Here is a 13,611-nt window from a genome sequence, read left to right as displayed (position 1 = left end):
CCGAGGAGCGGCACCGCCGGGGCCTGACACCAGAGGGGAAGCATGGGCAGCGATCGTGGCGTGGATCTCAGCAGGAGAGCGATCAACGCGGTCAAGACCGATCTGGAGGAGGCGCTGGCGCTGCTGCGCCCCGACAGCTCCGCCGGCTCCGGCGGCGAGGCGCAGCCGGTCCTCACCCAGTCAGGCCCGGCCGGGCGGCTGAGCGCCGACTTTGAGGCCGCGGGCGGACTCTGGCCGGCCGCCATGGGCTACCAGCAGAGTACGCGCTCGGCCGTCGGCGCGGTCACCGGCTCCTACGAGAACATCGGCATCCAGGTGGAGAACGTCTTGGAGCTGCTCAAACAGGCGTTGCAGAACTACGACGGCGCCGAGCAACCCGGCGAAAGCAGCAGGCAGGTCTGATGGGCCAGAACAGGGCGCCGATCAGGACAGAGATCGGCAGCACCGAATTCGACGGGGTGCTGTCGCTCGAACAGCTACGGGAGACGCTGGCCAAGAACAAGCCCGAGCTGCTGCGCGAGGCCGCCTCCGAGATGCTCACCGCCAAGCAGCGCCTCGACCACCTCGTCGGCGTGCTCGACAGGCATCTGCGGGCGCTGGACGAGCACTGGACGGTGGGCGAGGACGCCAAGGTGGTCAAGACCCAGCTCCGCAGGCTGCGGGAGTCCGCCGACCAGGTGTCCACCACGATCAGCGAGCAGTCGGTGGACGACAAGCAGTGCCTGGCCAACCCCTCGGGTGTCGCCCCAGCACTGGTCAGGCAGGCCCACACGCTGGCGACCTTCAGAGGCGAGAACCTGCCCGAGTCTCCGGACCGGGACGTCTCGATCCTTGAGGGCGCCACCCAGGGAGGCATGGCCGGCCTCGGCGTGGGCGCCGGGGTCGGGGTCTTCTTCGGCGGCGTGGGCGCCGGGCCCGGCGCGGTGATCGGCGCCGTCGTGGGCACGGTCGCCGGCGGCATCACCGCCGCCTTCACCGACGGCCCGTTCATGAACACGTTCGGCGACTCCAAGGAGGAGCAGGACAGGAACCTCGCGACGGAGCACATCAAGCTGCTGAGCGAGGCCACCAAGGCCAACAACCAGGTGTTCCCCGCCGAGCTCAGGACCGACATCCCCGAGTTCGAGGTCCTGGACCCGAACCTGCCGATCATGCCCGTGAGCCACGGGACGCTCCCCTCCGGCGGCCTGCCCGCGGGGCTGTCCCAGCCGTTCGGCCCGCTGGGCGGCCTGCCCGACGGCCTGTACACCCCGGGCCAGGACGGCCTGCAGGACCCCAGCCGGCACCGGATCCCCGGCTTCGACGACACCGGTCTGAACGTCACCTTCCCCGGCGACACCGACGGGACGGACGGGATCGGCACCGACGGGTCGGGCAAGAACGGCGTCGACCCTCCCGCGGGGGTGCCGAACCCCAACGGGGCGGCGGTGCCGGGCGTGCGGACCCCCGACGCCCCGACCGGCACGCTCCCGGACACCTCCGTGGGCGGCCCGACGACCTCACTGGCCGGGCTTCCCGACTCCACCTTGGCCGGTCATCCCACCGGCTACCCGTCAGGGAACCCGTCCGGCAACCCGTCGGGCGGCCCGACCGGAACAGGCTCGCCCAGCACGGGGCTCGGCAGTCCGTACGGCGGGTCGGGCGCCGGAGCGGCCGTCGGAGGCGGTGCGAGCGCCGCCCTCCTGCGCGGCTCAGGCGGCAACGGCTCCTCCCCCATGATGATCCCTCCCGGCGGCGCCAACGGAGCTCAGGAGCAGAAGGAACAGGGGCGGAGCACGTACCTCCTGGAAGACGAGGATTACTTCACAAGCGAGGTGCCCACGACGGGCCCTTACATCAGCGGTGAGTCGAGAGGCAGGGCATGAGCCGTCCAGACGACAGCGGCACGGGAACGCCCATCCCGGAGTTGGAGCTCGCCAAGGACTTTCCCGGCCTCGGCGGGGACAGCGGCCAGGGGCCCGACATCGACCACACCGGCGTCCGCGAGGTCATCTCCCGCCTGCGCGAAGAGCTGGGGACGCTGCGCGGCAGCGCGCCCGCCTCGATGAGCGCCACCTGGAGTGGGCCCGGCACGGTCGCCGAAGTGGCCGGAACGACCAACGTCGGGCCCGGGGAGACCGGCAAGTGGGAAGTGGCCCACTATTTCGGGGCGAACACCGCGCAGGCCTACGAAGTGTTCGGCACCAGCTACTACGAGCTGCTGGACCACGTCGAGAAGTGGGCGGCCGCGGTGGAGAAGGCCGTCAGTAATTACGAGAAGGGTCACGCGGACAGCAGTGCGTGAGAATCGGCGAAGGTGACGGAAAATGGCTGAGAACTGGAAGCCGATCAAGCTGTACGTCTACCTCGGCAGCAGCACACCGCCCGAGAGCACGACCCGGGAGACCGTCCTCGAGTACCTGAACAGCACCGACCCCGACGCGATCGAGCGCGCCGGGCGGAGCTATGTCGAGGCCGCCAAGCTGGTGCAGGGCGATGCCGGGGTGCAGGGCGCGGTCATGAAGGCGGCCGCGTCGCTCGCGTCCGTGTGGCGCGGCGGCGACGCCGCCCAGGCGCTGAAGGCGCTGCGGCTGCTGCACGCGAGCGCGGGCGCGCTCGGCCAGGCCATGAAGCAGACCGGCGAGCCGCTGACGAAGTACGCCGGCGAGGTCAGGCGCTACCGCACCATGGTGGCCGGCCTGCCCACCGTGACCAATCCGAACCCCGGCCTGCTCAACGGCGGCAACAACGCCGGCGGGCCGGGTGTGACCGACTGGACCACACCGCCCTTGCTCAACAGCGGCACCGGGGGCGGGCTGAACGGCACCCCGCTGCTGGCCTTCAGCGCCGACAAGGAGGCCAGGAAGCGCCTCGAAGAGCTCAACATGAAGATCTACGAGCTGAACGGCCAGATCGCCGAGGGGCTCGCCTTCCAGATGCCGAACATCACCCCGCTGGAGGTGGACACCAAGAAGGCCGACGATCTCGACCCCGGCTCCGGCACGAAGGTGCCCAGGGGGACGACCGCGTACTGGAGCGGCGACGGCACGAGCGGAGGCCCCGGCGGCAGCGACCAGAGCGGCTCATACGACTCAGACCGGCCGGGCGACGACACGCAGGGTCCCGGCGACCGGCCCGGCGGCGACGACGAGAACAAGCCGGGCCAGGACCAGGACAAGGACCAGGGCGGACGCGACCCGGGCGGGTCCGACGACCCGAACTCACCCGAACAGCCCGGCGACAACGGCACCAAGCAGCCGGAGCAGCAGCCGTCCACCCAGGATCAGGACGGCGACCGTCGGGAGGTTCCCGCGGTGATCGGCGGCGAGGACCGGCGGACCGAACTCGCCGACGCGAGCCCCACCACCACTCCCACCACGACCGCGAACCCGAACAGCACCCACATGCCCACGACCGCCTACACGCCCTCCACGCAGGTGCCCGTCAACACCGCCAACCCGTTCTCGACTCCCGGAGGGCCGAACGGCGCCACCTGGTACGGCTCCGGCGGCCCGGGCGGGGCGGCAGGGCCGGCGGTGCTGCGCGGCGGGGCGGCCTCCCCCGGAGGGGGTTTCATGGGCTATCCGCCCGGGGGCATGGGAGGAGCGCATCCCAACGAGGGCGACGAGCGTGGCCGCGAGTTCTACGACCCTGAAGGCGACGTCTATTCCTCAACGGAAAAGACCAGCCCGGAGAGGATCGGCTGACCTCGGCTCAGCGCTCCATGCGGTTGCGGATCTGGTCGAGCTGGCCCATGAGGTCGTCGAAGGTCCGGTTGTAGACGGCCTCGGCCCCCCGGACCTGGGCCATGGGCCCGTCCGGGTCGTCGGCGAAGCGCATCGGGTTCTCGTCGCCGAACGTCTCCTGCATCGCCTCGGTCACCTTGCGCCTGAGGTCGGCCGAGGCCTCGGCGATGACGAGCTGGATGCGTTCGGCGAGCTCGCCCGAGGTGAGGCGCATGGCCTTGGGGTGCAGGTGGAGGTTCTTCAGCCCGGCGCCGCCCATCTCGACCTGGACCAGGCCGTCCTGGTCCGCGGCGGTGCCGACGAGCTCGGCGAGCACCCGCTGGAGCTCGCCGGCGCGGGCCATCTGCGCGTCCGCGTTCTTGAGGACCCTGTTGAGGTCCATCGCCCCGAACTCCCGCTCAATCATCCACTTACTCCCATAAGTCACATTTTTTCCGACAATATCGACTTTCTACCCTGACAGGCCCCGGATCCAGGTGTAGACCTCCAGCACCCCGAGCGCCAGCGGGAACAGCGAGATCAGCAGCACGATGTCCACCAGGTCGCCGGCCCGCCCCCAGAACGGCGACAGCCGCCCGGACGGCAGCCACAGGCCGAGCCCGACGACGAGCAGAGCCAGCCAGAGCATGGCCATCACCACTGCGGCGGCGGCCACAGTGCCCGCGCCTGCGCTCATCGAGACGCCCACCGCCACCAGCCCGCCGAGCCCACCGCACAGCAGCCAGAGCCGCTGGCCCAGGCCGTGGAAGACGCGGGCGCGCAGCAACAGCGTCAGGCAGAGCACGACGGCCATGGAGGTGGCCATCCAGCCCGGCGTGCCGACCAGGAAGCCCAGCGCCCCGATGACGGTCAGCGCGATGCCGACGACCATGCCGGTGGCGTAGCGCCTGGCCTGCGCGGTGCGGCCGAGGACGCCGTCGCTGTCCAGCCGCTGGTTGTCGGCGCGCAGCTCCTCGGCGTTGGTCGGCAGCGTGGGCAGCGGCACCCGGGCGATCCTGAAGGACAGCGAGGGGATCAGTGGGCTGAGCGCCATGAGGATCGTGGCGGTCATGGCCATCGCGCCGGCCGCGGGCACGCCGGACACCATGACCATGGCCGCGGCGAGCGCGCCCACCACCGTGGCGATGGCCGTGCCGAGGAAGCCCGCCACGCCGTCGGCCACCAGACTGCCGCCGACCGTGGCCACCAGCGCGGTGCAGACCAGCGCGGCCAGCAGATGCGGGGCGCCGAGCCCGGCCACGCTGGATCCGCTCGCCAGACCGTACAGACCGGCGACGAAGGCGTACGGCAGCGCGGCGTAGCCGATCAGCGCGCCCGCGGCGGAGTCGCCGACCGCCCTGGACAGGGCGGCGCTCACGCCGACCAGCAGGACGGCCAGCATGCCCGCGACCACGGTCAGGCCCAGCGGCGGGCCACCGGCGAGGACGAGCGCGGGGACGCCGAGCGCGAGGATGACGGCCGCCGCGCCCGCGCCCAGGAGCCTCGTGTGGCGCGGCTCCCACTTGCCCGAGCTCTCCTTCACCCCGGTGGCCACCACGTCGGCCACGTCGTCGTAGAGCGCGGGCGGCAGGGTGAACTCGCGCGGCCGCAGGTACAGCACCTCGCCGTCGAGCACGCCGAGGGCGGCGAGCGTCTGGCCGAGGTCGAACGGCGCGCCGCCCAGCCGCTGGAGCACCCAGCCGGGCGCGCTCGCCGAGTCGCCGCCCGCCTCGCCGACCGCGCGCAGCAGTCCGGGCAGGACGTGCGGCAGCGGGATGTCGGCGGGCAGGGCCAGATCCGCCCGGCGGCGCGGCGCGACGATCGTCACATGGCACAGCGGCGGCAGCGCCTGCTGCCGGGCCTGCTGATGTCCGTGCTGCGGGTGTCCCTGCTGCTGGGGGGCCGGCTGGAAGTGCTGATGGGCGAGCGAGGTCACGGACATGCTCCAGGGGCTGACTGGCTAATCCGACATGTCGAACATATAGGGACGGTGTGTCTGGTAAGAAAGTGTTCCAGGTGACAGGAGGGTTGTCTCACCAGTGAGCATTGTCGTCGTCAGGCGCCCCGAACGCCGCCCCAGTCCGCAGCCACCCCGCGGGGAGATCCTGCTGGAGTCTCCACCGGAGATTCCGGAGATCCAGCCCGCGGGGCTCAGCGGCATCCTCATGTATCTGCCCATGCTGGCGGGCGGCGCGGCGATGGGGCTGATGTTCACCGCCAACGGCAGCTCCAGCCCGATCATGTACGTGGCCAGCGGCCTGTTCGCCGTTTCCATGCTCGGCATGACGCTCGGCCAGCTGGGCCGTAACGCGGGTGAGCGCAAGAACCGGCTCAACGGCCTGCGCCGCGACTACTTCCGCTATCTCTCTCAGATCCGCAAGAAGATCCGCAAGGCCGGTGTCCAGCAGCGCGAGGCCCTGGAGTGGAGCGGGCCCGCCCCGGACACGCTCTGGTGGATCGCGATGGGCCCGCGCCTGTGGGAGCGCCGGCCCCGCGACGACGACTTCGGCACGGTACGGCTGGGCACAGGCGTGCAGAAGCTGGCCGTACAGCTCATCCCGCCGGACTCCAAGCCCGTCGAGGACCTCGACGCGCTGACGGCGGGTGCGCTGCGCAGGTTCGTCAGGACCCACTCCACCGTGGCCGGGCTGCCGGTGGCGGTCGCGCTCGACTCCTTCGCCCGGATCCACCTCAGCGGCGACCCCCGAGCGGTGCGCGACCTGACCAGGGCCATGATCGCGCAGCTCGTCACCTTCCACTCCCCCGACGACATGCGGATCATGGTGTGCGCGAGCAAGGAGTGGATGCCGCACTGGGACTGGGTGAAGTGGCTGCCGCACGCGCTGCACCCGGAGGAGGCCGACGCGGCCGGGCAGGTGCGGCTGATGGCGGAGAGCATGGCGGAGCTCGACCAGCTCATGGGCGACGAGCTGAAGGAGCGGGCCCGGTTCCGGCCGGGGACGGCCTCGGACGCGCTGCCGTACCACGTCGTGATCGTGGACGGCGGGCTGGTGCCGCACGACTCACAGTTGGGCACCGACTCCATCCAGGGCGTCACGGTCATCGACCTGTCGGAGTCGACGGGTCAGGCCGAGGAGGCGAGCACGCTCCGGCTCGACATCCAGCCGGACGGGTTCCACATGGTGAAACTCGACCATGCGGGCAAGCGGTCGTCGAACCGGCTCGGCGATCCCGACACGCTCGACTACGCGCGGGCGGAGGGCCTGGCCAGGCAGCTCGCGCCACTGCGGTCCTCGACCGGCTCGGGCGGCGAGACGCAGGACCTGCTGGGCGCGAACACCACGCTGACCGACCTGCTCGGCGTCGGCGACCCGGCGCTGCTGCACCCCACGACGACCTGGCAGCCCAGGGCGGGCCGCAACAGGCTGCGGGTGCCGATCGGCCTGGGCAGCGACGGGCGGGTGGTCGAGCTCGACATCAAGGAGTCCGCGCAGGGCGGCATGGGCCCGCACGGCCTGGTCATCGGCGCCACCGGCTCCGGCAAGTCCGAGCTGCTGCGCACCATGGTGCTCGGCCTCGCCATCACGCACTCGTCGGAAATCCTCAACTTCGTGCTCGTCGACTTCAAGGGCGGCGCGACCTTCCTCGGCCTGGAGACGCTCTCGCACGTCTCCGCCGTGATCACCAACCTGGAGGACGAGCTCCCGCTGGTCGACCGCATGCACGACGCGCTGCACGGGGAGATGGTGCGCAGGCAGGAGCTGCTGCGCTCCTCGGGTAACTACGCGTCGCTGCGCGACTACGAGCGGGCCCGCGAGCAGGGCGCCGACCTGCGGCCGATGCCGACGCTGTTCATCGTGCTCGACGAGTTCAGCGAACTGCTGGCGGCCAAGCCGGAGTTCGTCGACCTGTTCGTGATGATCGGCCGGCTGGGCCGCTCGCTCGGCGTACACCTGCTGCTGGCCTCGCAGCGGCTGGAGGAGGGCCGGCTGCGCGGGCTCGACACCCACCTGTCCTACCGGATCGGCCTGCGGACGTTCTCCGCCATGGAGAGCCGCGTCGTGCTGGGCGTGGCCGACGCCTACGAGCTGCCCTCCGCGCCGGGCAACGGCTATCTCAAGTACGACACCACCGGCATGACGCGGTTCAAGGCCGCCTACGTCTCGGCGGCGCACCACGGCGACACCTCCCAGGTGGCCGTGGCGGACGGCCAGAACCTGATCCGGGAGGTCGTCGAGTACGGCCCCGGCTACCAGCCGCTGCCCGAGGTCACCACGCCCGTCCAGCTGAACGCGGAGCCCGACGACGAGCCCGCCGGCGGCAACCAGCGCAGCCTGCTCGACGTGGTGGTCGGCCGGCTCGCCGGACACGGCCCCGCCGCCCATCGCATCTGGCTGCCGCCGCTGTCCGAGCCGCCCACGCTGGCCCACCTGCTGCCGCCGCTGTCGGTCACCCCCCAGCACGGCCTGACCACGGCGGGCTGGCCCGGCCGCGGCAAGCTGCACGCGGTCGTCGGCATCATCGACAAACCCTTCGAGCAGCGCCGCGACCCCTTCTGGCTGGACATGTCGGGCGCCGCGGGCCATGTGGGCCTGGCGGGCGGCACGCAGAGCGGCAAGAGCACGGTGGTGCGCACGCTGGTGGCGAGCATGGCCCTCACGCACACGCCGCGCGAGGTCCAGTTCTACTGTCTCGACTTCGGCGGCGGCGCGCTCGCCTCCCTGGAAGGGCTGCCGCACGTGGGCGGCGTGGCCGCCCGCCTCGACGGCGACCGGGTCCGGCGTACGGTCGCCGAGATCAGCACGATCCTGGAGCAGCGCGAGCGGAACTTCAGCGAGCACGGCATCGAGTCGATCGTGTCCTACCGGCGCATGATCCAGGACGGCGAGATCGAGGGCGACGGCTGGGGCGACGTCTTCCTCATCGTGGACGGCTGGCTGACGCTGCGGCAGGAGTTCGACTCGCTCGAACCGATCGTCACCGACATCGCGGCGCGCGGTCTCGGCTACGGCATCCACGTGATCGCCTCCACCGCCAAGTGGTCGGAGTTCAGGCCGGGCATCCGGGACCTGTTCGGCACCAAGGTCGAGCTCAAGCTCGGCGACGCCTACGAGTCGGAGGTCAGCAGGAAGAAGGCGCAGGCGGTGCCCGAGGGGAATCCCGGGCGGGGGCTGACGAAGGACGGGTTCCACTTCCTGTCGGCGCTGCCCCGCATCGACGGGGTCCAGGAGGCGTCGAACCTGGGTCCGGGGGTCCGGGGGCTGGTGCAGGCCGTACGGGACTCCTGGAAGGGGCCTGTGGCCCCGCCGGTGCGGTTGCTGCCCGCCGTGCTGCGGGTCTCCGCGCTGCCCGCCGACGAGGAGCGGATCCCGATCGGCATCGACGAGGCCACCCTGTCGCCCGTCTCCCTCGACTTCGACGCCGACCCGCACTTCGTGGTGTTCGGCGAGAACGAGAGCGGCAAGTCGAACGTGCTGCGGCTCATCGCCGAAGGGCTGGTGCGCAGGAAGCAGCCGAGCGAGGCCATGATGATCGTCATCGACTACCGCAGGTCGCTGCTCGACTCGGCGGCGACCGAGCATCGCATCGGGTACGCCGCCTCCAGCTCCGCCGCGACCGAGCTGATCAACGACGTCAAGGGAGCGATGCTGGGCCGGCTGCCCCCGGCGGACCTGACCCCGCAGCAGCTCCGCGACCGCAGCTGGTGGCAGGGGTCGGACCTGTACATCTTCGTCGACGACTACGACCTGGTCGCGACCTCGTCCAACCCGCTGCTGCCGCTCGTGGACCTGCTCCCGCAGGCCCGCGACATCGGCCTGCACGTGGTGCTGACGCGGCAGATGGGCGGCGCGGGCCGCGCCATGTACGACCCGGTCATCCAGCGGCTGAAGGACATGGCCACGCCCGCGCTGCTCATGTCGGGCAACAAGGACGAGGGCTACCTGTTCGGCAACGTCCGTCCTCAGACCCTGCCGCCCGGCCGGGGTCATCTCGTCGACCGGCGCTACGGCGCACGCCTCATGCAGACGGCGTTCCTGGACGCCGAACCTGCTGAGGACTACTGATCATGACAGGAGACGGCCATGGCGGACCTTGACATTCACCTGTCGGCGCTGGACAAGTGCCGCACGGCCATCCACACGGCCGCCGGCCAGTACGACGAGACCCTGCGTGAGGGCAACCCCGGTGAGCTCACCTACGACGCGGACGACGAGTTGAAGAACAACCGCACCCCGGTCAGCGCCGACGCCTTCGGCGACCTGACCGACTCGGGCGCCCTGGCCGGGGCGGCCGACACCGTCTGGACGACCATGTTCAGGGAGATGAACGAGGCCCGCAGAAAGCTCGGCGAGACCGAGCGGGGCCTGAGCAACGTGGAGGAGAACATCCGCGAGGCGCACCGGGCGACGTCGTGAGCGTCTCCCACCTGCCCGGCGGCGAGAAGCTCGACGCGATGCTGAAGAAGGTCACCGGCGACCCTGACAAGATCAACGGCATCGCGACGACCTGGCGGAACCTCTCCGGCGAGATCCACGAGTTCGCCGAGGCGCTGACCGCCGCCGTCGCCGGGGTGGACAAGGCCTGGCAGGGCCGCTCGGCCGACCAGTTCGACACGTACATGCGCAAGTACGGCACCGCGGCCGAGCACCTGAAGGTGGCCCTGATCAACTCCGCCACCGGGCTCGACACCGCCGCCACCGCGCTGCGCTCGGCCAAGACCGACATCGCCACCATCTGCCGGGACCTGGCCGGCAGCGCGACCAACTACCGGACCAAGTTCCTCGCGGGCGACCCCGACGCCACGGAGGAGGACCTTCGGCCGGGGCTGCGCAAACTGGTGGACCAGGCGGTCAAGGAGGCCCAGCCGCATGTGGACGCCGCCGACAAGGCCGTGACCAAGGCCAAGAAGGACCTCAAGCAGTTCCTCGACGATCGCGAGCTGACCTTCCGCGCCATTCCCGCGGTGTCCACCCAGGAGTTCACGCCGGCGAAGGGCAGGAAGCTCGACTGGGAGCGCGACCCCGACTACCAGCAGGGGGACCGCACCTCCCCGCAGGGCGGGCGCGGCGGTCCGACGTCCGGCGCCTCCGCCTCCGGCTACGGTTACGGCCCCAGCGGCCCGCCCCCGGCAGGTGGCAGGCCCGCGCCCACCGGACAGGTCAAGGAATGGATCGACCAGGCGATCGAGATCCTGCGGCAGCATGGCATCCCGGACTCGAAGATGAACCCGGCCGACATCGCGGCGATCATCCTGCACGAGTCCGGGAACAACCCGAACGCGATCAACGAGTGGGACTCCAACGCCGCCGCCGGCACGCCGTCCAAGGGCCTGATGCAGACCATCGACCCGACCTTCAACGCCTACAGGCTGCCGGGGCCCGGCGACATCTACGACCCCGTCCAAAACATCATCGCCGGGGTGCGCTACGCCATCAGCCGCTACGGCTCGGTCTCCAACGTGCCGGGACTGAACAACGGCGACGGCGGCTACATCGGATACTGATCGGCGAGCCCGTCGGCCGGGCTCGCCGATCAGCGGCTGTCAGCCGCAGCTGGCCCAGTCGGCGCTGGTGCTGCCGGTGGTGGAGCTGCCGGAGAAACGCACGCACTTGCCCTTGGCGGGCAGCTTGACCGGCCCCGCGTAATACTCGAAGCTGCCGCTGTCGGTCTTGCTGCCGCCGCCTTGCACCTCCAGCGTGGCGCTGACCGCCGTCTTCTTGCCCACGTTCAGGGTCTTCATGGTGACCACGCAGTTCTGGCCGGCGCTGTCGCTCCAGAGCTGGTACGTCACGCCGCCCGCGAACGACTGGAAGCGCTGGACGTTGTAGCCGGAGCCGCACACCTGCGCCGGCGTGTAGGGGTTCTTCGCCTCCGCCGGAGGAGGCGTGGTCTTCGTGGGGGTCGGCTTCGGCTGAGCCGTCGTCTTCGTGGGGGTCGGCTTCGGCTGCTGCGTCGGCTTCTGGGTGGGCGTCTTCGTCGGCGTCTTGGTGGGCTGCACCGTCTTGGTGACCGTCGCGGCCGGCTTGGTCGGCTGCTTGGTCGTGGCCGCCCGCTTGGTGGTGGTGACCGTCGGCGTGGGCACCACGACCGGCTGCGTGGGGATGGCCGCCGGGCTGGTGGGCGCCGTGGTCAGATCCGGCACCTGGCCCGTGGGCGCGTCCGAAGGCCACTCGGTCGGCAGCACCAGGGGGCCCACCCCGGACTCGTCGGGGGAGGTGGTGACGGCCCACGGCGGGGTGACCTCGGTCTGCGGGGTCTCGCCCATCGGGAGGGTGTCCTCCGGGCCGGCGGTCGGCTCGGCCGAGGCGGACTCCTTGCCCGACCCCACGCCTGCCTCGGCCGCCGAGGAGGAGTTGACCTGCTGGAACTGTACGTACTCGCTGGCGCCCCACAGACCCACACCGGACAGCACCGCGATCACGCCCACCCCGGCGATCAGCGCCAAGGGCACGCGGCGGCGCGGCTTCTGCGCGGGCTGCCCGTTCGGCATCGCCTCAAGCCTGATCTGGTGGTACGGCTGCTGGTGCTGCTGCCGGTCGGGATCCGGCGGCCCCCACATCGGCTCCTCCGCCTGCTGCGGCCCCGACGGCACCGCCATGCCGTGCATGGCAGCCCCCTGCATGGGCGGCCCTTGTACGACCGGCCCCTGCAAAGGCGGTCCCTGCATAGGCGAACCCGGTACGACCGGACCCTGCATGGGCGGTTCCTGCATAGGTGGGCCCTGCATAGGTGGGCCCTGCATAGGCGAACCCGGTAAGACCGGACCCTGCATGGGCGGGCCCTGCACAGGCGGACCCTGTACGGCCGGACCGTACACGGGCGGACCCTGCACAGGCGGCCCCTGCATCGGCGGGTGCTGGTCCATCGGCGGGCCCTGGGTCCAGGAGCTCTGGGGCGGCACCATCGGCGCCGGGCCGATCGCGTCCGGGACCGGGGCCGCCAGGGCGGGACGGTCGCCGAGGAAGCCCTGCGGCGGCCCGCCCTGGACGGGCACGCCCTCGATGACGGTCTGAGCGGCGGCCGGCGGCGGCACGGAGGGCGGGCCCGTGTCGCCGAGCACCTGCATGAGGGCGCTGTAGACGGTGGGCCGCCGCGCGGTCTCCTTGGCCAGCGCCGACAGCAGCACGCCGCGCATCGGCTGGGCCTCGATGTCCACCTCGGGCTCGCCGTTCAGCACCGCGTCCCGGTCGGCGAACGGCGCCTTGCCGGTGCCCGCGAAGGTGATCGTGGCGGCCCAGGCGAAGACGTCCGCGTACGGGCCGTACTGCAGGCCGTGGAGCTGCTCGGGAGCCTGGAAGGCGACCTCGCCGGCGGGATCGCCGAGCGCGGCGTCGGTCACGCGGGGGCCGTCGGCGCCGAGAATGACGTTGTGCGGGCTGAGCGCCCGGTGCGACAGGCCCGCGAGGTGGATCGCCGACAGCGCGGTGAGCACGCCGACCGCCACCCGTTCGAGCGCGTCCCCGCTCAGCGGCCCGTCGTCCGCCACCACCTCGGCCAGGCTCCTGCCTTCGACGTGCTCGCGCACGACATAAGGCCGATCGCCCAGATATCCGGCGTCGAGCACCCTGGCCACGTAGGAGCTGGAGATCCGCTGCGCGTCCAGTTGCGGCACCGGCGCGTCAGCGACGCGGTCGGGCTCGGGCGACAGCAGCTTGATCGCGAGGAGGGGCGCGTCGTCGGATTCGCGGCCCAGGAAGATCTCTCCGCGCGGCCCCTCCGCGAGGAGCCCGACAACCCCGAAAGCGCCGATCCGCTCCGGGTCCCCAGGGCGCAACGGGTGCATGCCAAACCTCTCCGCAGAAACCATCTAATCGATCACATTCAACCAGATCCGTCACATAAGCCACGGGCGTTTCATGGTTGAATCCGACAATTCACTGTTCCGTATTCTTGCGGGCTCAGTGAGGCGAGATCAGTCGTCTTCTTGCGGGCTCAGTGAGGCGAG

10 protein-coding genes are annotated in these 13,611 nt (G+C 71.2%); 7 read left to right on the top strand and 3 right to left on the bottom strand.

Features of this window, described 5'->3' with window-relative positions; all coding sequences use genetic code 11:
- The first annotated feature begins 42 nt into the window (after positions 1–42).
- The 4 genes from IEY87_RS42245 to IEY87_RS42230 are packed head-to-tail and all read left to right on the top strand — an operon-like array spanning position 43 to position 3,686.
- Positions 43–402, top strand: coding sequence for a hypothetical protein (locus IEY87_RS42245; RefSeq protein WP_189144522.1), 360 nt, complete (start codon positions 43–45; stop codon positions 400–402).
- Positions 402–1,865 (top strand): hypothetical protein, encoded by a 1,464-nt coding sequence (locus tag IEY87_RS42240; RefSeq protein ID WP_189144521.1) that lies wholly within the window; start codon positions 402–404, stop codon positions 1,863–1,865. The genes IEY87_RS42245 and IEY87_RS42240 overlap by 1 nt, the downstream gene beginning before the upstream one ends.
- Complete coding sequence (locus IEY87_RS42235) at positions 1,862–2,284, top strand: hypothetical protein (protein WP_189144520.1); 423 nt, start codon at positions 1,862–1,864, stop codon at positions 2,282–2,284. The genes IEY87_RS42240 and IEY87_RS42235 overlap by 4 nt, the downstream gene beginning before the upstream one ends.
- 22 nt (positions 2,285–2,306) lie before the next feature.
- On the top strand, positions 2,307–3,686 hold the full coding sequence (locus tag IEY87_RS42230; protein WP_189144519.1) for a hypothetical protein: 1,380 nt from the start codon (positions 2,307–2,309) through the stop codon (positions 3,684–3,686).
- A 7-nt stretch (positions 3,687–3,693) separates the two neighbouring features.
- Here IEY87_RS42230 and IEY87_RS42225 read toward each other — a convergent pair whose 3' ends face one another.
- Together IEY87_RS42225 and eccD are read right to left on the bottom strand one after the other, a co-directional pair.
- Positions 3,694–4,131, bottom strand: coding sequence for a YbaB/EbfC family nucleoid-associated protein (locus tag IEY87_RS42225; protein WP_189144518.1), 438 nt, complete (start codon positions 4,129–4,131; stop codon positions 3,694–3,696).
- A gap of 45 nt (positions 4,132–4,176) precedes the next feature.
- The gene (eccD, locus tag IEY87_RS42220) at positions 4,177–5,646 is read right to left on the bottom strand and encodes a type VII secretion integral membrane protein EccD (RefSeq protein WP_189144517.1); all 1,470 of its coding nucleotides are present in this window, start codon (positions 5,644–5,646) and stop codon (positions 4,177–4,179) included.
- Positions 5,647–5,743: 97 nt separating this feature from the next.
- Between eccD and eccCa the strand changes: the two genes are divergently transcribed.
- Genes eccCa through IEY87_RS42205 form a run of 3 tightly spaced genes read left to right on the top strand, consistent with a single transcriptional unit; the run spans position 5,744 to position 11,169 of the window.
- Positions 5,744–9,730 carry a type VII secretion protein EccCa gene (gene eccCa / locus IEY87_RS42215; RefSeq protein ID WP_189144516.1) on the top strand — a complete coding sequence of 1,329 codons (3,987 nt, stop codon included), beginning with the start codon at positions 5,744–5,746 and terminating at the stop codon, positions 9,728–9,730.
- A gap of 18 nt (positions 9,731–9,748) precedes the next feature.
- Positions 9,749–10,081 carry a hypothetical protein gene (locus tag IEY87_RS42210; RefSeq protein WP_189144515.1) on the top strand — a complete coding sequence of 111 codons (333 nt, stop codon included), beginning with the start codon at positions 9,749–9,751 and terminating at the stop codon, positions 10,079–10,081.
- Entirely contained in the window at positions 10,078–11,169 is a 1,092-nt protein-coding gene (locus IEY87_RS42205) for a transglycosylase SLT domain-containing protein (RefSeq protein ID WP_189144514.1), read from the top strand. The genes IEY87_RS42210 and IEY87_RS42205 overlap by 4 nt, the downstream gene beginning before the upstream one ends.
- 39 nt (positions 11,170–11,208) lie before the next feature.
- Here the strand turns inward: IEY87_RS42205 and IEY87_RS46900 are convergent, their stop codons facing one another.
- The gene (locus IEY87_RS46900; protein WP_189144513.1) at positions 11,209–13,449 is read right to left on the bottom strand and encodes a serine/threonine protein kinase; all 2,241 of its coding nucleotides are present in this window, start codon (positions 13,447–13,449) and stop codon (positions 11,209–11,211) included.
- Between the last annotated feature and the right edge of the window lie 162 nt (positions 13,450–13,611).

The sequence above is a fragment of the Nonomuraea glycinis genome, assembly GCF_014646515.1.
GTDB lineage: Bacteria > Actinomycetota > Actinomycetes > Streptosporangiales > Streptosporangiaceae > Nonomuraea > Nonomuraea glycinis.
The sequence above is the reverse complement of the archived record's forward strand: the minus strand, read 5'-3'. Positions and strand labels throughout refer to the sequence as shown.

Excerpts from the sequence above, each read along its gene's own strand:
- IEY87_RS42245 (WP_189144522.1), top strand. The coding sequence starts at position 43 with ATGGGCAGCGATCGTGGCGTGGATCTCAGCAGGAGAGCGATCAACGCG.
- IEY87_RS42240 (WP_189144521.1), top strand. The coding sequence starts at position 402 with ATGGGCCAGAACAGGGCGCCGATCAGGACAGAGATCGGCAGCACCGAA.
- IEY87_RS42235 (WP_189144520.1), top strand. The coding sequence starts at position 1,862 with ATGAGCCGTCCAGACGACAGCGGCACGGGAACGCCCATCCCGGAGTTG.
- IEY87_RS42230 (WP_189144519.1), top strand. The coding sequence starts at position 2,307 with ATGGCTGAGAACTGGAAGCCGATCAAGCTGTACGTCTACCTCGGCAGC.
- IEY87_RS42225 (WP_189144518.1), bottom strand. The coding sequence starts at position 4,131 with ATGATTGAGCGGGAGTTCGGGGCGATGGACCTCAACAGGGTCCTCAAG.
- eccD (WP_189144517.1), bottom strand. The coding sequence starts at position 5,646 with ATGTCCGTGACCTCGCTCGCCCATCAGCACTTCCAGCCGGCCCCCCAG.
- IEY87_RS42210 (WP_189144515.1), top strand. The coding sequence starts at position 9,749 with ATGGCGGACCTTGACATTCACCTGTCGGCGCTGGACAAGTGCCGCACG.
- IEY87_RS46900 (WP_189144513.1), bottom strand. The coding sequence starts at position 13,449 with ATGCACCCGTTGCGCCCTGGGGACCCGGAGCGGATCGGCGCTTTCGGG.